Origin of the sequence: Ensifer canadensis, assembly GCF_017488845.2 — a bacterium.
In the GTDB taxonomy this organism is placed as follows: domain Bacteria; phylum Pseudomonadota; class Alphaproteobacteria; order Rhizobiales; family Rhizobiaceae; genus Ensifer; species Ensifer canadensis.
Genome location: NZ_CP083371.1, coordinates 631,357 through 656,635, shown reverse-complemented (window position 1 = coordinate 656,635; position 25,279 = coordinate 631,357). Strand labels below are relative to the sequence as shown.

Here is a 25,279-nt window from a genome sequence, read left to right as displayed (position 1 = left end):
ACATCGCCAAGCGTCCGCCCGGCGATGCCAATGATCTGCCGGGCATACCGCGCCGGCCATGAAGGAGGAGAAGCCCATGCCAAGCGTTGCGATACATCCATCCCTCGATTCCGGTTTCCAGGCGACCGATGCAGCCTTCTCGGGCGGCACACTTGTGTGCAACTGCGCGAGCAACCCTGTGAAGGTCCGGATCAGGGGCGACATTGCCCATAACCATGCCTGCGGCTGTACCAAGTGCTGGAAGCCCGATGGTGCTGTCTTCTCGGTCGTCGCCGTCGCGCCGACGGACAATGTCGAGATACTCGAAAACGGCGACAAGCTCGCTGTCATGGACCCGGCCGCTCTTATTCTGCGCCACGCCTGCAAGGACTGCGGCGTGCACATGTACGGCCCCGTCGAACGCGACCATCCGTTCAAGGGGCTTTCCTTCTTGCATCCTGAGCGGTTCCAGGAAACGGGCTGGGCGAAGCCGGGGTTTGCGGCTTTCGTGTCTTCGATCATCGAAAGCGGATACGATCCGGCAAAGATGGATGGCGTGCGTGGCCGCCTGCGAGAGCTTGGTATTGAGCCCTATGACTGCCTCAACCCTGGCCTCATGGACTTCATCGCCACCTGGACGGCAAAGAAGAGTGGCGCGCTCAAAACTGACACGGCCTGAACAAGTCTGCCGCAGACATCTCACCGTTCTCGACATCCACCAACAGGTAACATCGAATGGATCGCCTACAGCCCGAATTCAAAGACGAAATTCGTAGAATTGTTGGTGACGAAAATCTCAAGGACGAGGAGGCCATTGCCACGATCGACCACGGAGTTGCACCTGAAAATCTCGGGGCAGGCGCCGTAGTCTTCCCGAGAACGACCGATGAGGTTGCCGCCGTCGTCAAATGTTGCCTCGCCAACGGGATCTCGCTCGTCACCCATGGAGGACGAACCGGGCTCGTAGGCGGGGCGATGTCTCGGCCGGGCGAACTGGTGCTTTCAACCGTCCGCCTCAATCGAATCCTGGATATTTCACCAATCGAGCGGGTTGCGGTCGTGGAGGCCGGCGTGACACTGCAAGCGCTGCAAGTGGCGGCCGCGGAGCATCGACTTGAAACAGGGATCGATTTGCCATCGCGCGGTTCGGCAACGATCGGAGGTATGGCCTCGACGAATGCCGGGGGTATTGCAGCCTTTCGGTTTGGGGTCATGCGGCATCGCATTCTCGGCCTGGAGGCCGTGCTCGCGGATGGCTCGATCTATTCCGATCTTACACGGGTCGTGAAAAACGCGGCCGGCTATGATCTGAAACATCTCTTTGTGGGAGCCGAAGGAACACTCGGCATCATAACGCGTATTGCCGTCAAGCTTGAGCCCCAGCCCTTTGCCACGGCCACTGTCCTCTTCGGTTTACCGTCAGTTGATGCAGCGCTCGAGACAGTTCGTCGAGGTCTCGACGCCGAGTACGGTCAACTACGCGCTGCGGAAGCGATCTGGAACACCTATTTCCGTCTGACATCCGGCCATCATCGTTGGTCTGTCTCGGACTACAATGCCGAGCATCCGGTCAACCTGCTGGTTTCACTAAGCGGGGCCGAGGAGGGAGCGTTGCAATCGGAACTGGGACGTATCTATGAAGACGTCATCGAGGATCACCCCGACGCCTCAGCCGTCATTGCATCCTCAGGTGCGCAGGAGATGGATCTTTGGCGACTGCGCGAAGACACGGACCTCATCTACCGAAAGCATCCGAGCGCACCATCCTACGATGTCTCGGTTCCTCTATCGCAAGTCGGGTCTTATCTTAATCGCTGTCTTGCAGATCTCAGGGGACTGGATGCCACGTTCGATCCCTACGTGTTCGGCCATCTTGCTGACGGAAATCTCCATATCGTCCTCAACGCGGCTGGCAGTGACATTGCAGGCGAAAAGGCGAAAGCCATTGAGAAGGTGCTCTACAGGGACATAGTTACGATCGGCGGGTCATTCTCTGCCGAGCATGGGATCGGCACCAAGAGAGTGGGGTCACTGTCAGCCACATCGAACCCGGTCAAGCTGGCGCTGATGCATCGGGTCAAGGACACGCTCGATGCGTCCGCGATCCTCAATCCGGGAAAGGTGTTGCCCCGGCAACCGACCCTTCGGCGACGGGTTCACGCCACCCGATAGATCTGCGCCACCCCCCACCCCCGGAAAAGCCTTCGAGCTCATCAGCTTGAGAAGCGTCGGCGCGGCGATTTCGGAGAATAGCGGCAGGCCTTTGCTCAGCGCCGCGATGGGCTCACGCCCGCAATTCACGATCGAGCGGCCTTCGTGATCCCGCGTTTTGCTTCCATTGCCTGCGGCGAACTTTCCGCGGCACCCAATTGCTGCAACCTCCAACTTCACCTACATTGACCAAGTGGTAAAAAAGACGTGTTCCAAAACGCGCAATCAACCAGAGGGGAATTTAATGCATAGCAATTCCTTCAATTCCGCCATTTCCAGAAGAACCCTGATGAAAGTTGCTGGCGCATCCGCCGTGGTGGCCGCGGCGGGTCTGCCGAGCCGTCTGTTTGCTGCGGACCCGATAAAGGTGGCGGCCATCTATACCGTCCCGGTCGAGCAGCAGTGGGTCAGCCGTATCCACAAGGCAGCTAATGCCGCCAAGGAGCGCGGCGACATCGAATATGTCTATTCTGAAAACACCGCGAACAACGATTACGAGCGCGTCATGCGCGAATATTGCGAGGCCGGCCACAAGCTGATCCTGGGCGAGGTCTTCGGCGTCGAGGATGCCGCCCGCGCCGTCGCCAAAGACTATCCTGACGTCGCCTTCCTGATGGGCTCGAGCTTCAAGCCCGATGCCGCCGTGCCGAACTTTTCGGTTTTCGACAACTATATCCAGGACGCATCCTATCTGTCCGGCCTGGTCGCCGGCGCAATGACCAAGTCCAAGAACATCGGCATGGTGGGAGGCTATCCGATCCCGGAGGTCAACCGGCTGATGAACGCGTTCATGGCTGGCGTGAATGAAGTGGCCCCGGACACCAAGTTCCAGGTCGCCTTCATCGGCTCGTGGTTCGATCCGCCCAAGGCCAAGGAGACCGCATTCGCCCAGATCGATGGCGGTGCGGACCTTCTATATGCCGAGCGTTTCGGCGTGTCCGACGCCGCCAAGGAGAAGAAAGTCCTGGCCATTGGCAATGTCATCGATACCCAGGCGGACTATCCGGACACCGTTGTCGTCTCCGCGCTGTGGCATTTCGAACCGACACTCGACAAGGCTATCGCCGAAGTGAAGGCCGGCACTTTCAAGGCCGACGACTACGGCGTCTATTCCTTCATGAAGAACGGCGGCTGTTCGCTCGCGCCTCTCGGCACCTTCGACAGCAAGGTTCCGGACGACATCAAGGCCAAGGTCGCGGAGAAGGAAAAGATGATCAAGGATGGCTCGTTCGCCGTCGAGATCAACGACGCCGAGCCAAAATCGAGCTAGCCCTCTTCTCCTTCCGTTCATGGGAGAGGTGGTTGGCAATGCCGGACGAGGGATTACCCTTCGCCGGCAGCGACCATTCCCTCCCTGGACGAGAAAGGAAGCCCCCCGCAACGCCACTTCCGGTCACCGATGTGTCAAGCAATCCCGCCCTTCGTCTTTCACGCATCAGCAAGCGTTTCGGCCCGCTCCGAGCCAACGAGGCCATTTCCTTCGACCTGAAGCGGGGCGAAGTCATCGCGCTTCTCGGGGAGAACGGCGCCGGCAAGACGACGCTGATGAACATTCTCTTCGGCCACTACATCGCAGACGAAGGAACCGTAGAGGCCTTTGGCAAGCCGCTTCCGCCGGGAGATCCGCGCGCAGCCCTCGATGCCGGCATCGGCATGGTCCACCAGCACTTCACTCTCGCCGACAACATGACGGTGCAGGAAAACATCGCGCTTGGCACGCAGGGCCTCTGGCGCATGCGGCTCGACCGGGCCGCAGCGCGGCGGCGCATCGCGCAACTGTCTACCGATTTCGGCCTCGCCGTCGATCCCGCGGCCACCGTCTCCACCCTTTCGGTCGGCGAACGCCAGCGCGTCGAGATCCTGAAGGCCCTTTATCGCGAAGCCCGCATTCTCATCCTGGACGAGCCGACGGCTGTTCTGACCCCCGCCGAGACCGACGCATTGTTCCGGACGCTGAAACTGCTCGTCGCCAAAGGCCTGTCGATCATCTTCATCTCCCACAAGTTGCACGAAGTGATGGCTGTCAGCGATCGTGTACTGGTTCTGCGCTCCGGCCAGCTCGTCGGCGAGCGCGAGACAGGCTCGACCGATCGCAAAGAACTGGCCTCCCTCATGGTTGGCCAGGAGGTCAAGCCGGCGGAGGTCAGCCCGGTGAAACTGGGCGCACCGCTGCTGGCGCTCGAGGGCGTCTCAACAGCGCCGTATAACGGAGCCGGCCTCGATAAGGTGTCGCTCACGCTGACAGCTGGTGAAATCACCGGCCTTGCCGGCGTTGCCGGCAATGGTCAGGCTGTCCTTGCCGGCCTCATCGCCGGCATCCGGCGTCCAACCGGCGGCAGCATTTCCATCGCCGGGCAGGAAGTCGCTGACTGGTCGCCGCGCGCTGCGCTCGCCCATGGCGTGGCCCGCATTCCGGAAGACCGCCACGCTATCGGCAGCATCGGCGACATGAGTGTGGCGGAGAACGTCATCGCCGAACGCTACCGGAGCCCGCGATTCAACCGCATGGGCTTCCTGAACTGGAAAGCCGCCGGCCGCTTCGCCGAGAAACTCATTGCCGACTACGACGTCAAATGCCCCTCGCCCGAGGCCCGCATACGCCTGCTCTCGGGCGGCAATATGCAGAAGCTCATCCTCGGCCGGGCCCTTGATCCCGACCCGGCGGTCATCCTTGCAAGCCAGCCGACCCGCGGCCTCGATGTCGGCGCCGTCGCCTATGTTCACCGCATGTTGCTTGAAGCGCGGGAAAGGGGCGCGGCGATATTGCTGATTTCGGAGGACCTTGAGGAAATCCTGGCATTGTCCGACCGCATCATCGTCATGTCCAAGGGGCGCTTATCGACGCCGTCTTCGCGCGGTGAACGCAGCATTCGGGAACTGGGGGAGCTGATGGCAGGCCACAGCGGGGAGCCCAGCGATCATGCGGCTTGAGCCGAAGCCCGCACCGTCATTGACGGTCACCTTGCTGTTTCCGCTGGCAGCCATCGCCACCACGCTGCTGCTGACGTCGATGCTGGTTCTTGCCGCTGGCGCTTCGCCACTGTCCGTCTTCTATCTTGTGGCCAAGGGTGCGGCCGGCTCGCAGTTCGCGCTCATGGAAACCTTGACCCGCGCGACGCCGCTGATCTTCACGGGCTTGGCGATCGCCGTCGCCTTCCGGGCCAAGCTCTGGAACATCGGCGCAGAAGCGCAACTCTACATCGGGGGCGTCGTCACCGTGGTGCTGGGAACCGGCGCGCTGCCGCTACCTTCGGTCATTCTGATCCCGGTGATCATGGCCGCCGTCATGGCCGCAGGCGCAATGCTTCTGCTTGGCCCGGCCGTGCTGAAGACCCGCTTCGGCGTCGATGAGGTGGTCACCACGCTGCTGCTCAACTTCATCGTCCTGTTGTTCGTGTCGATGCTGCTTGAAGGTGTGCTCAAGGATCCGATGGGGCTCGGCTGGCCGCAATCGCAGAAGGTGATCGCCGAAGCGCAATTGCCACGCCTCATCCAGGGCAAGCGCCTGCACTATGGTTTCGTCATTGCCCTTGCTTCGGCCGTTCTCGTCTGGGTCGTCATGAAAAAGACGGTTCTCGGCTACGAAATGCGCGCCGTCGGCCTCAATGCCGAGGGCGCACGCTTTGTCGGCATTCTGGTCAACCGCACGCTCATGAAGACGGCGCTGCTTTCGGGCGGGTTGGCCGCACTTGCCGGCTTTTCAGAAGTCTCGGGGCTCAAGGGCAACCTGACGCTCGACCTGTCGCCGGGCTACGGCTACTCCGGCATCGTCGTCGCGATGCTGGCCATGCTCAACCCGCTCGGCGTCATCGCATCGGCCATCTTCGTCGCCGGCATTTTCGTCGGCGCCGATGCCATGAGCCGTGCGGCCAAGGTGCCGAGTTACATAGCCGACGTCATGGTCGCCACCTCGCTGCTGACGATGGTTGTCGCGATCCTTCTGACGCGATTCCGGATAAGGTGGAGGTGACATGGACGCGCTTGAGATCCTCTTCACCGCCTCCTTCTGGGTCGCCGCCATCCGCATAGCATCGCCGCTGATCTTCGCAACCATGGGCGAGTTGATCTGCGAGCGCGCGGGCGTCCTCAACCTCGGCATCGAGGGGATCATGACGGCAGGCGCCTTCGCCGGCTGGTTCACCGTCTATTCTGGCGGCGATCTTTGGGCCGGCGTGCTGGTCGCTGCCCTGGTCGGTGCCATGTTCGGCTTGCTGCACGCCACGCTCACGGTACCGCTCGGCCTGTCGCAACACGTCGTCGGCATCGGCGTTACGCTGCTTGCTACAAGCCTTACCTATTTCACCTATCGTCTTGCGCTGCCCGAGGTGACGTCGCCGCCCAAGATCGAGCCGTTCCAGCCCTTGCCGATCCCGGGCCTGTCCAGCATTCCTGTCGTTGGTGAGGCGCTGTTTACCCAGACGCCGCTGACCTATCTCGCATTCGTGTCGGTCGCAGCCGTCGCCTGGATCCTCTATCGCACCCCCATTGGCCTTGCCGTTCGCGCTGCGGGTGAAAACCCGTCGGCGGTCGAGGCGCAAGGCATTTCGGTCACCGGCATACGCATGGGCGCCGTCGCCGTCGGTAGCGCGCTGATGGCGGTCGGCGGCGCCTTTCTCACCATCTCGGCCTTCAATTCCTTCTTCTTCCAGATGATCAATGGGCGCGGCTGGATTTGCATCGCGCTGGTCGTCTTCGGTTCCTGGCGGCCAGGAAAGGCGCTGATCGGCGCCATCCTGTTTGCCGCATTCGATGCCTATCAGGTTCGCCTGCAGCAGATATCGGGCGGTATCGTGCCCTATCAGGTTTTCCTGATGATGCCCTATGCGCTGTCGATCCTGGCGCTGATCCTGGTCGCACGCCGCGCCACCTATCCCAAAGCTTTGATGATCCCGTACCAGAAAGGCGAAAGATGAGTTTCGACCTGATCGTAAAGGGCGGCACGCTGCCCGATGGAACCGTCGCCGATATCGGCATCAAGGGCGACAGGATCGCCGCGATCGAGCCCCGTATCGATGCCGGGGCCGGTCGTGTCGTCGATGCCTCGGGCAACCTCGTCAGCCAGCCCTTTGTGGATCCGCATTTCCATATGGACGCAACGCTGTCCTACGGCCTGCCGCGTATCAATGCCTCAGGCACGCTGCTCGAAGGCATCGCGCTGTGGGGCGAACTCAAGCCGCTCCTGACCCACGAGGCCGTCAAGGAACGCGCGCTGGCCTATTGCGACTGGGCGGTCTCGATGGGCCTCCTCGCCATCCGCACCCATGTCGATACCTGCGACGACCGCCTTCTTGCGGTCGAAGCGCTGCTCGAGGTCAAGAAGGAGATCGCGCCCTATATCGATCTCCAGCTCGTCGCCTTCCCGCAGGACGGGCTCTACCGCTTGGCGAATGCGCGCGAGAACACCATCCGCGCCCTCGACATGGGCGTCGACATCGTCGGCGGCATCCCGCATTTCGAGCGGACCATGTCCGACGGCACGCGTTCCGTTACCGAACTTTGCGAGATCGCGGCCGAGCGCGGCCTGATGGTCGACCTGCATTGCGACGAGACCGACGATCCTCTGTCGCGCCATATCGAGCAGCTTGCCTATGAGACCCAGAGGCTCGGCCTGCAAGGCCGGGTGGCCGGCTCGCACCTTACCTCGATGCATTCGATGGACAACTACTACGTCTCGAAACTGCTGCCGCTGATTGCGGAAGCCGGGGTCTCGGCGATCCCCAATCCACTCATCAACATCATGCTGCAGGGACGGCACGACACCTATCCCAAGCGGCGTGGCCTGACGCGAGTGCCCGAAATGCTGAAGGCCGGCATCCGCACCGGCTGGGGTCAGGATTGCGTGCTCGATCCCTGGTACTCCCTCGGCACAGCCGACATGCTCGATGTCGCCTTCATGGGATTGCACGTCGCCCAGATGTCCTCGCCCGCGGACATGCGCACCTGTTTCGACATGGTCACCAAGGTCAATGCCGAGATCATGGGACTCGATCATCTCGGTCTAGCCGTCGGCAAATCGGCAAGCCTCGTTGTGCTCAATGCGGGTAACCCCATCGAGGCGGTGCGCCTGCGCGCCGAGCGGCTCTGTGTCGTGGCGAAGGGCAAGGTCGTGGCTGAACGCGAGAAGCGCGATACGGCCCTGTCCATCAAGGGCCGTCCGGCGACCATCAACCGCCGCCACATCGTGCCACCGCAGCCACGCTGAACGGACTGGACGAGAACAGAACGGGAGGGCCCGAATACCCCAGAGCGTCATCCGGTTCATCGAGAAAATTTCCGCGAGTGACGGGCTGATCATTTCGAGCCCTGAATATGTCCGCAGCATTCCCTGCAGCCTCAAAAACCCGATCGATTGGCTGCTCGGGCCGGCATCAGCGCGCTTATCTATCCCTTTACGTATCCAAAGCCTTCAACGATCTTTTCATCCCGGACGCGCAAATTTGTCTAACGCCGCTTCGCCAGCACAGATCGAGACAGCACAACCGCGAGGCCGATCAGAATTGTCGCGACGATGAAGAGGAAGGCCGCTGCCGCAATCGCCGGGCTGATGTTCTCACGGATACTCGAAAACATCTGCCGGGCCAGCGTACGCTGGTTGGGACCGGCGACAAAGAGCGTCAGCACAACCTCGTCCAGCGAGGTGGCGAAGGCCAGCACCGCGCCGGAGAGCACGCCGGGCATGGCGAGCGGCAGGGTCACGCGGCGGAAGACCGTTGCGGGCGAAGCGCCGAGGCTTTGTGCGGCGAGTTCCACGCGTTCGTCGATGCCGGCAAGCGCGCCGATGACGCTGACCACGACGAAGGGCACGGCGACGACAGTGTGGGCGATGATCACGCCGGCATAGCTGTTCGTCAGGCCGAAACTCGCGAGCAGCACCTGCATGCCGACACCGAGCACGACAGCGGGCACCACCATGGGCAGTAGAAAAAGCGTGCGTATTGACCCGCGGAAGAAGAGGAGGCGGTTGCGCAGGCCGAGCGAGGCGGCGGTGCCAAGCACGGTGGCGAGCAGCGTCGTGCCCGTCCCGATGATCAGGCTGTTAAAGATCGCCCGCCGCCAGGCATCTGCCGTGAACAATTCCTCGAACCAGCGCAGCGACCAGGACGGGATCGGGTAGGTGAGGATGACGCTCGAGGTGAAGGCGAGCGGCAGGATGGCGATGAGCGGCGCGACGAGGAAGAGGATCGTCAGCGAGGCGAAAGCGAACTTGGTGAGCTTCATCGGCATGACCTAGCGCCTCCCCGGCTCGTCAGTGGAGAGCCGCGCATAGACACTATAGAGCAGCAGCGTCGCGACAAGCAGCACGACGCCAAGCGCCCCGGCCATGCCCCAGTTCGCAGAACCTGTGGCGTAGAAGGCGATGATCGAGCTGATCATCTGGTCGCCCGGCCCGCCAATCAGAGCCGGGGTGATGTAGTAGCCGATTGCAGAAATGAAGACGAGCAGACTGCCGGAGGCGACGCCGCGCAGGCTCAGCGGCAGCAGCACGCGCAGGAACGCGCGCCAGGGCGGCGCTCCGAGCGAGGCGGCCGCCGGCATCAGGTTCTTCGGGATTGTAATAAGCACCGAATAGATCGGCAGCACCATGAAAGGCAGCAGCACATGGGTCATGGCGATGATGACGCCGGTGCGATTGAAGATCAACGGCAGCGGCGCATCGATCAGACCGAGCGTTTGCAGGAGGTCGTTGATCAACCCTTTTTCCTGCAACAGGATGAACCAGGCGGCGGTGCGGACCAGAAGCGAAGTCCAGAGCGGCAGCAGCACGGCAGCCAGCATCAGGTCGCGCTTCCAGCCAGTCAGCGAAGCCGCGATCATCGCATAGGGGAAGCCGATACCGGCGCAGGCCAAGGTGACAAGTGCGGCGATCCAGAAGGTGCGCACGAGGATAACGCGGTTGACGGACCGGTCGGCTGGCAGGTGCTCGATATCGCCGGCGGCATTGCGGCCGAGATCGACTGCGGCGAGCAGGTTGCGATCGGTGAGCGGCGAGAGCGCATCGGCGATGGCCAGCCAGAATTCCGGTTTCTCCCAACGCTTGTCGATGGACACGAGGTCGGCGGGCGGGTTCGCCGTGTCGTCGAGCGCGCTGATCGTCTTGGACATGAGCGTGCGGAAGCCGGAACGGGCGCTGTTGAGGCGGCGGACCATATCGCCGAGCGCCTGGTCGTCATCGACGGCCTTCAGGTCCTCCATCAGCGCCGTCTGCATGGGCATGGTCGGCGGCGACTTTCGATCCCAATCCGTCAGTACTTCGGCGCTTCGCGGAAGCAGGCGCAGCACGGCTGGATCCGACACCGCCTGCGACATCATGCTGAACAGCGGCCAGACGAAGAAGCCGATGAGGAAGAGAAGCAGCGGCGCAAGAAGAACGAGCGACCGCCCGGTCCGGGACGAGACTGCACTCATGGCGCGATGACCCGGCAATCGCCGGCTGAGAAGGCCGCATAGACCTTGGTGCCCGGCGGGAATTCGCGTGACCGGCGACCGAGCTTGGCGATCAGCGGTTGTGCTGCGTTCTGCAACTGCACACGCAGATGATCGCCCTGATAGACGGAATCGGTCACTTCCGTTTCCAGGCAATTGCGCGCTTCGCCGCGCGTTTCGCTGAGATCGACCCGCTCCGGCCGGATAGAGAGAAAGACGGGCTGGCCGGAGGCGACGCTGCCGGAAACGGCCGAAACGATATGCGCGCCGGACCGCAGGCGCACAGTCGCCTCCTGCCCCTGCACCGCCTCTACGACACCCTCGACCAGATTGGTCTCGCCGATAAATTCCGCGACGAAGCGCGTCGCCGGTTCGTCATAGACCTGCCGCGGCGTGCCGATCTGCTCAATCTTACCCTTGTTGAAGACGGCGACGCGGTCCGACATGGTCAGCGCCTCCGACTGGTCATGTGTGACGAAGACAATCGTCACGCCAAGGCGGCGGTGCAGGTCGCGAATGTCGAGCTGCATCTGCTCGCGCAACTGCTTGTCGAGCGCGCCTAGCGGCTCGTCCATCAGCACGACGCGCGGCTCGAAGACCAGCGCGCGGGAAAGCGCCACACGCTGTTGCTGCCCACCGGAGAGTTGCGAAGGCCGGCGGTCGGTGAAGGCCGACAGCTGCACCATGTCCAGCGCTCGCGCCACGCGCTCGGCGATCTCCGCCTTGCCCAGCCCACGCATCTGTAACGGGAAGGCCACGTTCTCGCCGACCGACATATGCGGGAACAAGGCATAACTCTGGAAGACGACCCCCATGTCCCGCTTGTGGGTCGGCACGTCGTTGATCGCGGTCCCGTCCAACAGGATATTGCCGGAGGTCGGCTGCTCGAAACCCGCCAACATCATCAGTATCGTCGTCTTGCCGGAGCCGGAGGGGCCGAGCAGGCTTACGAACTCGCCCTTGCCAATGCCGAGAGCCAGGTTTTCAACCACGCAGAGCGGGCCGTAGAATTTGGTGATGCGGTCAAATCGAATGAACTCGGCCACGGAAGGCTCCATCGCTAGAGGCGAAGGATGCGCCATCCGGAAAACCCGTGAGAACGCACCCGGCCAGGCAGGAAGGGCGCCCGTCGGAGCGCCCTTCGCGGCGGATGTTCTTACTGAGCCAGCCAGGCGTTGAAGCGCTGCGTCAGCGTTTCGGCATTGTCGATCCAGAAGTCCACATTCAGCGAGATCGACTCCGTCATGTTCGCCGGATCAGTCGGCAGGTCCTTGGCGAATTCCGCCGGAACCTTGGCTGCAGCTTCCTTGTTCGGGAGGCCGTAGGCGACGAATTCCGGCAGCTTCGCCTGATGTTCGGGCAGGCTTGCGAAGGCAATGAAGTCCTGTGCAGCGTCCTTGTTTTCCGCATCCTTCAGCACCACCCAGCTATCGACGGCGTAGATGCTGCCCGGCCAGACGACCTTGAAGTTCTTGCCTTCCGTGCGGTTGATGCCGGTGATGCGGCCGTTATAGGCCGACGTCATCGCCACTTCGCCAGAGGCGAGGAACTGCAGCGGCTGGGCGCCCGATTCCCACCAAACGATGTGCGGTTTCAACTCGTCGAGCTTCTTAAATGCGCGCTCGACCCCTTCGTCGGTCCCAAGCACGTCGTACAGCTCGTCCTTAGAGACGCCATCGGCGAGCAGCGCGAATTCGAGCGTATATTTCGGGCCTTTTCGCAGCGAGCGCTTGCCGGGGAATTTTTCGACATTCCAGAAGTCCGCCCAGGAGGCCGGGCCTTCCTTCAGCTTATCACCGTCATAGGCGATCGCCGTCGACCAGACGATGGCGCCGACACCACAGTCATCGACCGCAGAATCGAGGAACTTGTCCTTGCCGCCCATCTTGTCCCAGTCGATCTTTTCATAAAGTCCGTCGGCACAGCCGAGCGCCAACTCTTCGGCTTCCACTTGCACGGCATCCCAGTTCGGCGCGCCGGCCTTGACCTTCGACTGGATGACGCCGATGCCGCCGTCCCAGGCTTCGTCGAGCACCGGCTTGCCGGTCTTTTCGGCGAAGGGCTTGAAATAGATGTTGCGCTGCGCGTCCTGATAGTTGCCGCCCCAGGAGACGACGGTCAGGTCCCGTGCGAATGCCGGTGCGTTAAGGCTTGCGGACAGCACGACGACGGCGGACGCCAGAACACCCGCTTGAAAGATAGTCTTCATTGCACTCCCCTTTTCTTCGTTTGTGAAGGAACCGCCGTCAGCCTCCGGCCCCCGTTGACGATTTCATGCGGACTGCTGACCCGTCCCTGTCTTTGGCGTATCGCGATGATTACAGCATCTCCAGTCGTCGCGCCCTTTCTCCCCGGGCGTTTGTCCGACCGTATGATGCACTCCGGTCCTTGTCGGTCAGCGGGGATTTTCCCCAGTCGACCATCGTCAGACGTGTTGACCTCCGTTGATGTGAATTTCCGCGCCGTTGATGTAGGACGATGGCTCGGTGCAGAGGAAATAGATGGTCTCCGCGACCTCGCGCGGTTCGCCCAGTCTTCGCATCGGCACTTCCGCCGCCACCAGTTCATCCGTTCCGGGCGACAGGATCGACGTTTCGATCTCGCCCGGGGCGATGGCATTCGCCCTGACCCCGCGTTGGCCGAATTCGTGCGCCATTTCACGGGTCAGCGAGGCAAGCGCCGCCTTGGACGCCGCATAGGCAACGCCTGCGAAGGGGTGGACGCGCGAGCCGGCGATCGACGTAACATTGACGATCGAGCCCTTCGCTGCTTCCAGTTCCGGCATGAGTGCGCGGGCGATCAAAGCGGTCGAGATCAGATTGACGTTGAGCACCTGCGTCCAGACATCGGCATCCGTATCCAGCACACCGAGGCGGCTCTTGCCCGGCCCCTTCGGCGAAATGCCGGCATTATTGACGAGCGCGTGCAGCCGGCCGTTCGGCAGGCGCTCGCGCACCGTCGCTGCCAGGCGGTCGATCTGCGTGAGATCCGCGAGGTCGGCCTGGATATGGCTTTCGCGGGCGGAGGGCCAGGCGCATTCCTCGGAAAAGGATTGACGGGAAACGGTGAGAATGCGCCAGCCCTTCGACTGGAAGAGCTTGACCGTCGCATGACCGATCCCGCGGCTCGCACCCGTCAGCAACATGTAGCGGCATTCTTCGGTCATGGGAGCGTTCTCTGTTGATGCTTGATACATCGTAATGGGCCGCCCATGAATTGCAAGCCTCCTCTTCCAAGTGATGTCAGGCCCGGCGCGCCTCCCGCTCCGTTCCCGGTTCGATGCGCTCGAGGATCGGCTTGCCGCCGAGCAGGATATCGTCGACGATCGCCATCGAGGCGGCGGCGGAATCGTGCCGTTTCAGGGCTTCGACGACCGGGTAGTGATGGTCGATCATCGCACGTCCACCCTCTATATAGGCATCGGAAATGTGCGGCCCCATCTGCAGCCAGAGCCGCCGCAGGATGCCGTTCAGCACCGGCAGCCCAGCGATCTGCGGCAACAGGAAGTGGAAGGCTTGGTTGAGTTGCGTGCCCTTCAGCCGGTCGCCGGCCTCGATTGCCTGTTCATTTTCGCGCAAGATGCGTTCCAATGCCTCGATATCCGTGCTCGTCGCCACCTGGGCGGCGGTTTCCGCCGCCAATCCCTCCAGCCGGACACGGATTGCGCGGATCTCGTGGTAGCGGTTTTCGCTCAAACCCGGGATGCGGATGTCGCGCGGAGAGCGGAAGGTGATCGCCTCGTCATTGGCAAGCCGAAGGATGGCGTCGCGGATCGGTGTGACGCTCGTGCCGAATTGTTCCGCCAGATCACGGATCTTCAGCCGGTCGCCGGGCTGGAACCGTCCCTGGATCAGGGCATCGCACAACGCACCATAAACGGCGCTGTTGAGGTTCTCATGATCCAGTGATGTAAATTGAGGCATGGAACTGGTCCGCAAAATCGAGTAACAAGATACTTGATGCATCTTTTTCGGCGTGTTTCAAGTATGACATGTCGCGGACATCTTCCGCCAAACGGCTTGCGGCGGCAATTTAGTCGGCACCGTGGTCAGCAGACGGCAGGGACAATCGAAGGAAATGCGGGCAACCCCACCAACGGAGCAAGCATGACGGAGCCATCGCCCACCGCCAAGAAGGCCGATTCCATGTCGGCGACGTGGAGTGCGACATCGCTTGCCGATGCCGAGGCCGCGGTGAAGCAGGTCTATGGCATGGGCGGCACGATCAGGCGGTTCTCCAGCGAAAGGGACGAGACCTTTCTTTTCACCCGCTCTGACGAAACGGACTTCATCCTCAAGATTGCCAATCCCGCCGAGGACCCGGCCGCGCTGGAATTCCAGGACGGTGCGCTCCTGCATCTGGAGGCTGCCGCCCCCGCCGTACCGGTGCCGCGGCTCATACTCACGAAAAGCGGAGAGCCTAGCCACACGCTTTCCACCGCCGATGGCCCGCGCATCATGCGCCTGCTCACTTTCCTGCGGGGAGAATTGCAGTACCGCACACCCGCCTCCGAGGCGCAGAGCCGCAACGTCGGCCGGGCGCTTGCGGAACTCGGGCTCGGCCTTGAGAACTATGACGGACGCCCGCCGGCGGGAAAGCTGATGTGGGACATTTCCCACACGCTCGATCTCACTGCCGTCCTCGACCATGTCGCGCCCGAACGCCGGGCGCAGGCGAAGGCCGTGCTGGCGGAGTTCGAGCGGGCGCTTCCCGCCATCACCAATCTCAAGCGGCGGCAGATCATCCACAACGACTTCAACCCGCACAATGTCTTGCTCGATCCGGCCGCACCCACCGCAGTCGTCGGCATCATCGATTTCGGCGACATGGTCCATGCGCCACTCATCAACGATCTTGCCGTCGCGCTTTCCTATCATCTGGCGACGGAAAACTGGGCGGCGCGCACCAGTTCCTTCCTGGAGGGGTTCCTTTCGGCACGTGCGTTGGATCCTGCCGAAATTGAACTTCTACCAGTGTTGACCCGGTCGCGGCTGGCGATGTCTCTCATCATCGCCGAATGGCGCTCCGCACGCTTCCCGGAAAACCGCGACTACATTTTGCGCAACCACGCCACCGCCTGGCGGGGGCTTCAAAACATATCCGATCTGACGCCGGCCGGGCTGAAAAGGCTCGTGCCCAACCTTTCCGAGGCCTGATCATGTCGATGGTAAATGCCTTCTCGCGCGAAGATTTCGAACGGCTCAACGAAGCCGAACGGGCGCTGATCGCGCGCCGGGAAAAGGTGCTCGGTCCCGCCTACCGCCTCTTCTATGAAAAACCGCTGCATCTCGTGCGCGGCGAAGGCGTCTTTCTCTATGACGCGGCCGGCGAACGATATCTCGATGCCTACAACAACGTCGCCTCGCTCGGCCATTGCCACCCGCGCGTGGTGGAGGCGATCACCAGGCAAACCGCCGTGCTGAACACCCACACGCGCTACCTGCACGAAGGCATCGTCGACTATGCAGAGGCGCTGACGGCCACCTTCCCCGAGGCGCTCAGCCAGGTCATGTTCACCTGTACCGGCAGCGAGGCGAATGACCTTGCGGTGCGCATCGCCCGCTTCGTCACCGGCGGCACAGGCATCATCGCAACGGAGCTTGCCTATCACGGTCTCACGAGCGCCGTCGCGGAATTCTCGCCATCCCTCGGCGAAGCCGTGACGCTGGGGCCGCATGTGCGCACCGTGCCCGCCCCGGACGGCTACCGTCATTCCGCCGAAGAGATGGTGGAAAAGTTCGGCCGCGACGTGCGCGCGGCGATTGCCGACCTGAAGCGCCACGGCATCAAGCCGGCCATGCTGATCACCGACACGATCTTTTCCAGCGACGGTATTTTCGAGGGACCGAAAGGTTTTCTGAAGCCGGCGGTCGACGCCATCCATGAGGCCGGCGGTCTCTTCGTGGCGGATGAAGTACAGCCCGGCTTCGGCCGCACCGGCGAGGCCATGTGGGGCTTCGAACGCCACGGCGTCGCGCCCGATATGGTGACGATCGGCAAGCCGATGGGCAACGGCTACCCGATGGCCGGCATCGTTCTGCGCCCGGAGGTCATTGCCGAGTTCGGTCCTCGGGCGCGCTATTTCAACACGTTCGGCGGCAATCCAGTCGCGGCCGCCGCCGGCAAAGCCGTGCTGGACACGATCCGCATTGAAGGCCTGCAGCAGAATGCGCTGGTGGTTGGTCGCCACCTGATGGATAGGTTGAAGAGCCTCTCAGCTACCCATCCGGCGATCGGCGACGTGCGCGGGTCTGGGCTCTTCATCGGTGTCGAGATCATCGCGGACTCGGCGACAAAGCGTCCTGACGCGGCCCTGTCGACACGCATCGTCAACGGCCTGCGCGAGCGCCGCATCCTGATCAGCGCCTCAGGTCCCAATGCTAACGTTCTGAAGATCCGCCCTCCCCTCGTCTTCTCCCGCGAGAACGCCGACATGCTGGTTGACGCACTCGGCGACGTGCTGAGGACGCTCTGAAAGAAGCAAAGCCGCCGCTGATTGCGGAAGCCGCTGTCTCGGCGATCCCCAATCCGCTCATCAACATCATGCTGCAGGGGCGGCACGCCACAGCCGACATGCTCGACGTCGCTTTCATGGGATTGCACGTCGCCCAGATGTCCTCGCCCACGGACATGCGCACCTGTTTCGACATGGTCACCAAGGTCAATGCCGAGATCATGGGATCTCGATCATCTCGGCCTAGCCGTCGGCAAATCGGCAAACCTCGTTGTGCTCGATGCGGGCAACCCCATCGAGGCGGTGCGGCTGCCCGCCGAGCGGCTCTGTGTCGTGGCGAAGGGCAAGGTCGTGGCTGAACGCGAGAAGCGCGATACGGCCCTGTCCATCAAGGTCCGTCCGGCGACCATCAACCGCCGTCACGTCGTGCCACCGCAAGCGCGTTGAACGGACTGGACGAGAACAAGCTTCAATACCTCAATGCGCGTGCACTCGTGGCTAATTTCGGATGTCGCGACTTCTGCCCTCGTCTGCAGGCACAAATGGACATCGGCAAACCGGAAGCGCGGATCAACGCTTCCAGGCAATTTTCAACATCAGTGCCAGAGGAAGAGCTGCACGCGCGCGTAAGAATATGCAGCGCCAGTCACGGCTAGACGCTGACCACATGCCCTTCCTCGTCATAGCTGGCTGGATAGAGTATTCTGCTCATTCTGCTTGGTCGTACCGAGCTGGTCGACTGCAGGAAGGGTGGTTGGGGGAGTAAAGTGGAGGAATTGAGCTTCACTCTCGAACGCCAGATCGAGCAACTGAAACGGGAGCTTGGAGAGGCGATCGAACAGCAGACGGCAACGAGCGAAATACTACGCGTCATTTCGATCTCGGCGACCGACGTGCAGCCCGTTTTCGACGCCATAGCGAAAAGCGCGGCGAGGCTGTGCGAGGCCGAGTTCTGCTTTGTCTTTCGCTTTGACGGGGAACTCCTGCACCCGGTCGCCTATCACGGCATCACACGTGATGGCATTGACGCGGTACGTGCCATTTTCCCGCGGAAACCCTATAAGGGCAACGTAACCGGTCGAGCCTTTCTCAGCGGGGCCATGCAACAGATCCCCGACGTTTTTGCCGATCCCGAGTACCAACTGCTCCCGCTGGCGAAGCTCGTGTCCTATCGCAGTGCCATCGGTGTGCCGCTGATGCTGAAAGGACGTCCGATCGGAGTGATCGGCGTCAGCCGCCGCGAGATCGGACTTTTTCCGGAGCGCCAGATCCAGCTGCTTAGAACGTTCGCCGATCAGGCGGTAATCGCGATCGAGAATGGGCGGCTGTTAACCGATCTGGAGAAACGGAACCTCGAGCTGAAGGAATCGCTGCAGCAGCAGACGGCGACGGCGGACGTTCTCAAGGTCATCAACCGATCCGCCTTCGATCTTCAGGCCGTCCTCGACACGCTGGTCGCGTCCGCGGCGCAGCTTTGTGAAGCACACGACGCGGCAATATTCCTGAAGGACGGCGATACCCTCTTTCTGCGCGCGCATCACGGACCAATTCCGATCGATTTTCCTGGCTGGCCGGTATCCCGGAACTGGGTTACAGGGCGCGCTGTCGTCGATGGAAAACTCATCCATGTGCCTGATCTGACCGCGGTGCCCGACGATTTCCCCGAGGGGCAAAGCATGGCCGTCAGGATGGGCCATCGCTCAATCATGGCAGCGCCTCTGATGCGGCATCGGGAAGCTATCGGAGGCCTCGTCATTCGCCGGCTTGAATTCCGGCCGTTCACGGAAAAGCAAATCGAGCTCGTGCAGACCTTTGCCGACCAAGCGGTCATTGCGATCGAGAACGTGCGACTGTTCGACGAGGTGAAGGCACGAACGGCCGAATTGACGGAGGCGCTGGAACAACAGACGGCGACGGCAGAGGTGCTGAAGGTCATTAGCCGCTCCGCCTTCGACCTTCAAACGGTTCTTGACACGCTGGTCGCATCCGCTGCCCGGCTCTGCGAGGCAGACATGGCAACGATGACCCGACCGATCGGCGATGCACACTACCCTGTCGCAAGTTACGGCTTTTCGCAGGAGTTCGGCCAATATCTCCAGGGCCTCCCGCTGGAGCCGGGGCGCGGTACAATCGTCGGCAGGACACTGCTCGAAGTCCACCCGATCCAGGTTGTCGACGTCCTCGACGACCTCGAATACGCCTTGCATGAGGGACAACGACTTGGGGGATTTCGGACCGTGCTCGGGGTGCCGCTCTTGCGAGAAGGCAGCCCGATCGGCGTGCTTGCCCTGACCCGCTCGACAGTACGGCCGTTCACCAACAAACAGGTCGAGCTGGCCTCGACATTCGCCGACCAGGCGGTGATCGCGATCGAAAACGTGCGACTCTTCCAGGAGGTTCAGGCACGAACCGAGGAACTGTCACGGTCGCTCGATGAGCTGAGAACCGCGCAGGAAAGATTGATCCAGACCGAGAAACTTGCCTCCCTCGGACAATTGACCGCTGGCATCGCCCACGAAATCAAGAATCCGCTGAACTTCGTCAACAATTTCGCGGCGCTCTGCGTCGAATTGATCGAGGAATTGCATCAGGTCCTCGACAATGTCGTCGTTGACAGCGCAGCACGCGCAGGGGTCAATGAGCTTGCCTCGATGCTCAGGATCAATCTTGAGAAGGTCATTGCGCATGGCGCGCGCGCCGACTCAATCGTCAAGAATATGTTGTTGCATTCGCGCCAGGGGGCGGGCGAGCGCCGGCCCGCCGACATCAACGCGATCGTCGAGGAGAGCATCAATCTCGCCTATCACGGCGCGCGGGCCGAACAGCAGGGGTTCAACGTCAAGCTCGAAAAGTCCCTCGATCCGGCAGCCGGGAACATCGATCTCCACCCGCAGGAGATCACGCGCGCGCTGCTCAATCTCATCTCGAACGGCTTCTACGCCACAAGCAAGCGCGCAGCTTCCGAGAAAGACGAAAGTTATGAGCCGACACTTGTGGCGACCACCCGGGATCTCGGCGATCGTGTCGAAATCAGCGTCCGCGACAACGGTCCCGGCATTCCGCCGGAGGTGAGGGAAAAGATGTTCAATCCTTTCTTCACGACCAAACCTGCTGGCGAGGGGACGGGTCTCGGCCTTTCGCTCAGTCACGATATCGTCGTCAAACAACATGCCGGTTCGATCGAGGTAGAGACGGAGCTAGGCCACTATACCGAGTTTCGCATCCAGTTGCCGCGGACGGCCGCGACGTTCGCAAAGCCGGGGGCGTGATCATGAGCCTTCTGATCCTGGTCGTCGACGACGAGCCCGATGTCGAGCTGCTCTTCAAACAGCAATTCCGCCGCGACCTGCGTGCCGGCCGCTTTGTCATGGAGTTCGCCCGGTCAGCGCAATCCGCGCTCGAACGCATCGCCGATGCGACCGACATCACGCTCATCCTCATCCTCTCCGACGTCAATATGCCGGGCATGAGCGGTCTCGAGTTGCTACCGAAAGCGCGGAGTTTACGGCCTGACGTCCCGGTGATCATGATTACCGCCTACGGCGATCCCGACACGAAGCGGCAGGCTTTCGAGTGCGGTGCTGACGCCTTGCTGACCAAGCCGATCGACTTCGTCGTCCTTAAGGAGGAAATCGACATTCGAGTCGGGGGATCCGCATGAGTACCATCATACTCGTTGTCGATGACGAGCCGGATCTTGAGCTTCTCCTCGTCCAGAAGTTCCGCAAGCAGATCCGCGAAGGTACGCTGCGCTTTTTGTTTGCGCGTGACGGCGTCGAGGCGCTAGCAATGCTCGCCGACAATCGGGATGTTGATATGGTGCTGAGCGACATCAACATGCCACGCATGGATGGCCTGTCGCTGCTGGCGAAGCTTCAGCAGAGGGACCAGGATCTGTCCACAATCATCGTTTCCGCCTACAGCGACATGGCCAATATCCGAACCGCGATGAACCGCGGCGCCTACGATTTCGTGACGAAGCCGATCGATTTTGCCGATCTGGAGGCGACGATTGGCAAAACCATCCACCATGTGGAGACGCTGCGCGAAGCGCAGCGTCGGCAGTCCGTGGCCGAACGGGCGCGTGCGTCGCTTTCGCGCTACTTCTCGCCCAATCTGGCCGAGCGACTGGCAAACAGTGCCGATACGATTGACCTCGGTGGCGCGCGTCGGGAGGTTGCCTCGCTCTTTACCGACCTGACAGGGTTCACAACGCTGGTGGAAACAATCGAGCCGGACGTACTGAAACCACTGCTCAACGACTATATCGTCGGTATGACCGACATCGTGTTCGCCCATGACGGGACGGTGGCCAAGATTGTCGGCGACGCATTGCACGTGCTCTTCGGAGCGCCAGCCGACCAGCCGGACCACGCCAGCCGCGCCGTCGCCTGTTGTCTTGAGCTCGATGTGTTCGCGTCGTCCTTCCGTGAGCAGTGGCGCAGAAAGGGAGTAGCGCTTGGCCATACCCGCATCGGTGCACACGCGGGCACCGCGTTCGTCGGCAACTTCGGCGGAGAGCGGTTTTTCGACTACAGCGCCTATGGCGACACCATCAATGTCGCCGCGCGATTGGAGACGGCCAACAAAACGATCGGCACACAGATCTGCGTCAGCGGCAACCTGGCTGCACGGGTGCAGACGTTCTGCGGTCGTCCGGTTGGCAACCTGTTGCTTCGAGGCAGGACCGAGCCCATCCGCGCTTTCGAGCCACTTAAGTCTGAGCGATATGCCAGTCCAGACACACAGGCGTACTTGCAAGCCTTCGAAGAGTTGGAAGCGGCCGATCCCCATGCAATCGCGTCATTTGCAGCCCTGGTTGGTCGAAACTCCGACGATCGGCTTGCGAGCTTCCACCTGAGGCGACTGCTAAACGGTGAAACAAGTGCGACAATAACCATTTGATTGATTGTTGGCCTGTGAGCCTCACTGAAGAAACCTCCACGAAGGTTTCGATCTGGCGACCGACAATGCCGCCGCCATTGTTGATTGCCATGTAACTGAAGATGGCATCGCGATCGTCGAGCGCATGCTGCGCCCAGACAAACCTCATCGGTCGCCCGCTTCTGCTTTACGCGCAGCCGCAACCCGGCGCTCGCGGAATTGAGCCTCAGCGTCCTCAAGAGCCTGCAACACCTTGGCGCGGAACCAGGCATCGTGAGCGTCAGTGCTACCAACTGCGATCACCGACCGTAGCAACGCGTTTCATTGCCCGCTGGACGGTCACCTAGAATGCTGGCATCGTCGCCCGCGTATCGGTCCGGAAGGGCTGCGATCATCTTAGAGGGAGTTGCCGTGGAAGCCGGGCATGACACCAGCGAGCTTGAAATGGTCGTCTTGATGACGCCCGACATGGCCAACTTCAGCGGCAAGGTCCATGGCGGTGCCCTGCTCAATCTTCTCGACCGCGTCGCGTTTTCCTGCGCCTCGCGCTATTCGCAGGAATATGCGGTGACCTTGTCAGTGGACCAGGTCGTCTTCCGGCAGCCGATCCATGTCGGCGAACTCGTGACCTTTCGTGCCTCGATCAATCAGGCCGGGCGGACCTCGATGGAAGTCGGGATCCGCGTCGAAGCAGAAAACATCCGCACGGGCGAGCGCAGGCACACGAACTCCTGCTATTTCACCATGGTGGCCGTCGATGCCGAGGGGCGTCCGACCGCCGTTCCGACTTACAATCCCGTGACCGGCATCCGAAAGCGACGCCAGCGCGCGGCGGAGGTGCGGAAAAACCTGCGGCGGGAGTTCGAGGCCCGCTTTCAAGCCGCTGGCTCGCCCACCGACGCCTGATCGCCGCAATCCATTTGCCCGCATGGCGGTTTCGCCCTGCGTCGGAGCCAAAGTCACTTTTTGCAACAAGGCCTCGCAAGGACCATTCCTGTGTTTGGCCCGGCGGCTTGATAGTGTATCTTTCACCGGCCGGAGCTGAATGGCCAAGGGGAGCGGTCCGCCACCTGCCCGGCGCATGGAGGGCGGCGTTGTTGGCCCTTAAGCCTGTTGAAGCCCATGCATACATTCGGCGCCTCTGCGGCGTGAATCCCGCGTAAATGTGCTGTGAGCATGCCCCCGCGTTCTGAAAAGCCACAATGACGCGTTCAAAACCATCGCGCCGCGTTCTGCATCTGGCGCCATTTCGTGAACAACCGAAGCCACCAATCAACGCCTGCTGCCACGGGAACCAACACCGTCGTTGCGGGCTCGGGATAACGGAGATTCAAATGTCCACATCCGAGACGGGACTTCAGTTTACAGAAGGCGTCGCCAACGGGGAGGTCCGGTATGATCTGGAGGATTTCATCCGCGCATCCGGCATTCCGCCGCTCGAAGCCCACGAAATGTTTACGAAATACGGGCCTTACAAGTCGGACCTCGACCCTTTGATCAAGGCGCGGGCCGAACAGCATATGGACCTGATGAAATAGCATCAGCTGCGTTGCCCGCCGGCAGATCGCGGCGGGCAACGCAGAATACATTTTCCCGGCAATATCCAAAGCCACGCCCGGCCGTCAGTCAGCGGAATAACGCTGCTCAAGCCAAGGGTCGCCACGCATGTGGTAGCCATTGCGCTCCCAGAAACCGGCCTCGTCGCCGGCTCGAAAATCGATACGCGTCAGCCACTTTGCGCTCTTCCAGAAATAGAGATGCGGCACGACAAGCCGCATCGGCCCGCCATGGGTGCGGCTGATCGGCTTGCCCTCCCAATCGGTCGCAAGGATCGCGTGTTCCGAGGCAAAATCGGCGAGCGGCAGATTGGTCGTATAACCATCGTAGCTCGTCAGCATCACATGAGACGCTTCAGGCTTCGGCATGACCAGGTCGAGCAGGTCGTGCGTCAAGACCCCTTGCCAGCGATTGTCGTAGCGCGACCAGGTGGTGACGCAATGGATGTCGGAGAGGCTGTCGCTCTGGGGCAATGCCTTGAACGCTGTCCAGTCCAGCGACAGGCGCTGTTCGACGAGGCCGGTCACATCCAGCCGCCAGCGCTCCACGCCGATCGCGGGCTGCTGCCCGAGATCCAGCACCGGCCAATCCCGAACGAGGTGCTGGCCCGGTGGCAATCGTTCGTCCTCAGGCCGGACTGCGCGCGCGGTGAGGAACTTGCCGGCCGCCGCCCAACGCCGCTTCGTCGTCGTCAGCTTGGTTTCCGTTGGGGGTTCTTCGTCGGTCATCGGGTGCTCCTCCGGTCCGCGCGGATTAGAAGACCCGTCGCGGTTTCCGTCAAGCATCAGAGACGGGAGCTGTCTCTAGCGCAGCACGATCCGCAAGGCAGCCTGCGTCTCCCTCAGGAGCGGCAGATAACGTTCGACCATTTCAGCAGCCGGCACATGGGCGGCCGGCGCGCCGATGTTGAGTGCCGCGACGATCTGGTTGCGATCGTTTTGAAGCGGAACGGCGATGGAGCAAAGACCGATTTCCAGCTCCTGGTCGATGATCGCATAGCCTTGGTGACGCACGCGGCCGATTTCGGCCATCAGTTCTTCCGTGTCGGTTCTCGTATGAGGTGTGTTTGCCTTGAGATCCGAGCGGGCGAGCACGTCCCTCGCCTGCTGTTCCGGCAAGGCGGCGAGCCACACGCGCCCCATTGATGCGCAGTAGGCAGGAAGCCTGGAGCCCGGCATGAGGCTGATCGACATCACCCGCCTTTGCGAGGCGCGCGCGATATAGACAATCTCAGTGCCGTCGAGAACCGAAGCCGAAGCGCTTTGACCTGCCCGCTCCGAGAGCTGGTCGAGATAGGGCTGGACGATCGTCGGCAGAGGTGTTGCCGAGAGGTAGGCGTGGCCGAGCCGCAGGATTTTCGGCGTCAGAGAAAAGAACTTCCCGTCATAGTCGGCGTAGCCGAGCTCCGAGAGCGTCAGCAGCGAGCGGCGCACGGTCGCCCGGTCCAGACCGGTAATCTTCGCCGCCTCGGTGATCGTCAGCTTCTGCTGTGTCTCACCAAAAGCCTCGATGACGGTCAGCCCGCGGGCAAAACCGCTGACGAAATCGGTTTCTCTCATGGCTCATCCTCGTTCTACCGGCAATTAATCTGTGCGATATACGAACAAATGTCAAATATCGCACAAAATGTTTGACGCTCACTGTTTTTGAGAGCCTATTTCGGGCCAATACAGGCAAGGGGAGCTTGTCGGCCCGCACTCCATGGACCGCGAAAGACGACGCGTCAGCTCTTCCCACCGCCTGCAGACAATCATGCGCCCGCCGATTGGC

Annotated in this window: 23 protein-coding genes and 2 pseudogenes; 16 read left to right on the top strand and 9 right to left on the bottom strand. The window is 61.7% G+C overall.

Annotation, left to right across the window (positions count from 1 at the left end):
• The first annotated feature begins 76 nt into the window (after nt 1–76).
• From gfa to J3R84_RS39045, 8 genes are all read left to right on the top strand, one after another.
• The gene (gene gfa, locus J3R84_RS22595; protein ID WP_113568412.1) at nt 77–658 is read left to right on the top strand and encodes an S-(hydroxymethyl)glutathione synthase; all 582 of its coding nucleotides are present in this window, start codon (nt 77–79) and stop codon (nt 656–658) included.
• 56 nt (nt 659–714) lie between these two features.
• On the top strand, nt 715–2,151 hold the full coding sequence (locus tag J3R84_RS22590) for an FAD-binding oxidoreductase (RefSeq protein ID WP_203527861.1): 1,437 nt from the start codon (nt 715–717) through the stop codon (nt 2,149–2,151).
• Between the two features lie 283 nt (nt 2,152–2,434).
• Entirely contained in the window at nt 2,435–3,460 is a 1,026-nt protein-coding gene (locus J3R84_RS22585; RefSeq protein WP_084815383.1) for a BMP family protein, read from the top strand.
• Nucleotides 3,461–3,591: 131 nt separating this feature from the next.
• Nucleotides 3,592–5,121: an ABC transporter ATP-binding protein gene (locus J3R84_RS22580; protein WP_025429170.1), complete on the top strand. Its 1,530-nt coding sequence runs from the start codon at nt 3,592–3,594 to the stop codon at nt 5,119–5,121.
• Nucleotides 5,111–6,160, top strand: coding sequence for an ABC transporter permease (locus tag J3R84_RS22575; protein ID WP_025429171.1), 1,050 nt, complete (start codon nt 5,111–5,113; stop codon nt 6,158–6,160). Before J3R84_RS22580 ends, J3R84_RS22575 begins: the two co-directional genes overlap by 11 nt.
• A 1-nt stretch (nt 6,161) precedes the next feature.
• The gene (locus J3R84_RS22570; protein WP_057219028.1) at nt 6,162–7,103 is read left to right on the top strand and encodes an ABC transporter permease; all 942 of its coding nucleotides are present in this window, start codon (nt 6,162–6,164) and stop codon (nt 7,101–7,103) included.
• The gene (locus J3R84_RS22565) at nt 7,100–8,392 is read left to right on the top strand and encodes an amidohydrolase family protein (protein WP_203527859.1); all 1,293 of its coding nucleotides are present in this window, start codon (nt 7,100–7,102) and stop codon (nt 8,390–8,392) included. Before J3R84_RS22570 ends, J3R84_RS22565 begins: the two co-directional genes overlap by 4 nt.
• Nucleotides 8,274–8,702 (top strand): NADPH-dependent FMN reductase, encoded by a 429-nt coding sequence (locus J3R84_RS39045; protein ID WP_082523721.1) that lies wholly within the window; start codon nt 8,274–8,276, stop codon nt 8,700–8,702. Before J3R84_RS22565 ends, J3R84_RS39045 begins: the two co-directional genes overlap by 119 nt.
• On the opposite strand, the gene J3R84_RS22555 is transcribed toward J3R84_RS39045, so the two are convergent.
• From J3R84_RS22555 to J3R84_RS22530, 6 genes are all read right to left on the bottom strand, one after another.
• Entirely contained in the window at nt 8,632–9,414 is a 783-nt protein-coding gene (locus tag J3R84_RS22555) for an ABC transporter permease (RefSeq protein WP_203527856.1), read from the bottom strand. The two genes, J3R84_RS39045 and J3R84_RS22555, sit on opposite strands and share 71 nt — an antisense overlap.
• A 3-nt stretch (nt 9,415–9,417) precedes the next feature.
• On the bottom strand, nt 9,418–10,596 hold the full coding sequence (locus J3R84_RS22550; RefSeq protein ID WP_113568417.1) for an ABC transporter permease: 1,179 nt from the start codon (nt 10,594–10,596) through the stop codon (nt 9,418–9,420).
• The gene (locus tag J3R84_RS22545) at nt 10,593–11,672 is read right to left on the bottom strand and encodes an ABC transporter ATP-binding protein (RefSeq protein ID WP_051509248.1); all 1,080 of its coding nucleotides are present in this window, start codon (nt 11,670–11,672) and stop codon (nt 10,593–10,595) included. Before J3R84_RS22545 ends, J3R84_RS22550 begins: the two co-directional genes overlap by 4 nt.
• A gap of 98 nt (nt 11,673–11,770) precedes the next feature.
• Entirely contained in the window at nt 11,771–12,796 is a 1,026-nt protein-coding gene (locus J3R84_RS22540) for an ABC transporter substrate-binding protein (protein ID WP_373688517.1), read from the bottom strand.
• Nucleotides 12,797–13,039: 243 nt separating this feature from the next.
• Nucleotides 13,040–13,780 (bottom strand): SDR family NAD(P)-dependent oxidoreductase, encoded by a 741-nt coding sequence (locus J3R84_RS22535; RefSeq protein WP_025429178.1) that lies wholly within the window; start codon nt 13,778–13,780, stop codon nt 13,040–13,042.
• Nucleotides 13,781–13,856: 76 nt separating this feature from the next.
• On the bottom strand, nt 13,857–14,537 hold the full coding sequence (locus J3R84_RS22530) for a GntR family transcriptional regulator (protein ID WP_203527852.1): 681 nt from the start codon (nt 14,535–14,537) through the stop codon (nt 13,857–13,859).
• A 183-nt stretch (nt 14,538–14,720) separates the two neighbouring features.
• On the opposite strand from J3R84_RS22530, the gene J3R84_RS22525 reads away from it, so the two are divergent.
• The 6 genes and pseudogenes from J3R84_RS22525 to J3R84_RS22500 all read left to right on the top strand — a co-directional run bounded on the left by J3R84_RS22525 (nt 14,721) and on the right by J3R84_RS22500 (nt 21,973).
• Complete coding sequence (locus J3R84_RS22525) at nt 14,721–15,770, top strand: phosphotransferase (RefSeq protein WP_113568419.1); 1,050 nt, start codon at nt 14,721–14,723, stop codon at nt 15,768–15,770.
• A gap of 2 nt (nt 15,771–15,772) precedes the next feature.
• On the top strand, nt 15,773–17,089 hold the full coding sequence (locus J3R84_RS22520; RefSeq protein WP_057209748.1) for an aspartate aminotransferase family protein: 1,317 nt from the start codon (nt 15,773–15,775) through the stop codon (nt 17,087–17,089).
• 14 nt (nt 17,090–17,103) lie between these two features.
• Nucleotides 17,104–17,515, top strand: a pseudogene (locus tag J3R84_RS22515) (amidohydrolase family protein); the annotation flags it as partial.
• Nucleotides 17,516–17,835: 320 nt separating this feature from the next.
• Nucleotides 17,836–20,337 carry a GAF domain-containing protein gene (locus J3R84_RS22510; RefSeq protein WP_203527850.1) on the top strand — a complete coding sequence of 834 codons (2,502 nt, stop codon included), beginning with the start codon at nt 17,836–17,838 and terminating at the stop codon, nt 20,335–20,337.
• Nucleotides 20,338–20,339: 2 nt separating this feature from the next.
• On the top strand, nt 20,340–20,729 hold the full coding sequence (locus J3R84_RS22505; protein ID WP_113568421.1) for a response regulator: 390 nt from the start codon (nt 20,340–20,342) through the stop codon (nt 20,727–20,729).
• Nucleotides 20,726–21,973, top strand: a complete 1,248-nt coding sequence (locus J3R84_RS22500; protein ID WP_113568423.1) for an adenylate/guanylate cyclase domain-containing protein — start codon at nt 20,726–20,728, stop codon at nt 21,971–21,973. The genes J3R84_RS22505 and J3R84_RS22500 overlap by 4 nt, the downstream gene beginning before the upstream one ends.
• A gap of 144 nt (nt 21,974–22,117) precedes the next feature.
• Here the strand turns inward: J3R84_RS22500 and J3R84_RS38795 are convergent.
• A pseudogene (locus tag J3R84_RS38795) lies at nt 22,118–22,237 on the bottom strand (type II toxin-antitoxin system RelB/DinJ family antitoxin); the annotation flags it as partial.
• A 159-nt stretch (nt 22,238–22,396) separates the two neighbouring features.
• On the opposite strand from J3R84_RS38795, the gene J3R84_RS22495 reads away from it, so the two are divergent.
• Nucleotides 22,397–22,858 carry an acyl-CoA thioesterase gene (locus J3R84_RS22495; RefSeq protein ID WP_162771169.1) on the top strand — a complete coding sequence of 154 codons (462 nt, stop codon included), beginning with the start codon at nt 22,397–22,399 and terminating at the stop codon, nt 22,856–22,858.
• A 428-nt stretch (nt 22,859–23,286) separates the two neighbouring features.
• On the top strand, nt 23,287–23,490 hold the full coding sequence (locus tag J3R84_RS22490; RefSeq protein WP_025429185.1) for a hypothetical protein: 204 nt from the start codon (nt 23,287–23,289) through the stop codon (nt 23,488–23,490).
• A gap of 84 nt (nt 23,491–23,574) precedes the next feature.
• On the opposite strand, the gene J3R84_RS22485 is transcribed toward J3R84_RS22490, so the two are convergent.
• Nucleotides 23,575–24,237: a sulfite oxidase-like oxidoreductase gene (locus J3R84_RS22485; protein WP_203527847.1), complete on the bottom strand. Its 663-nt coding sequence runs from the start codon at nt 24,235–24,237 to the stop codon at nt 23,575–23,577.
• Between the two features lie 75 nt (nt 24,238–24,312).
• Entirely contained in the window at nt 24,313–25,068 is a 756-nt protein-coding gene (locus J3R84_RS22480; RefSeq protein WP_025429187.1) for an IclR family transcriptional regulator, read from the bottom strand.
• Nucleotides 25,069–25,279 lie beyond the last annotated feature (211 nt).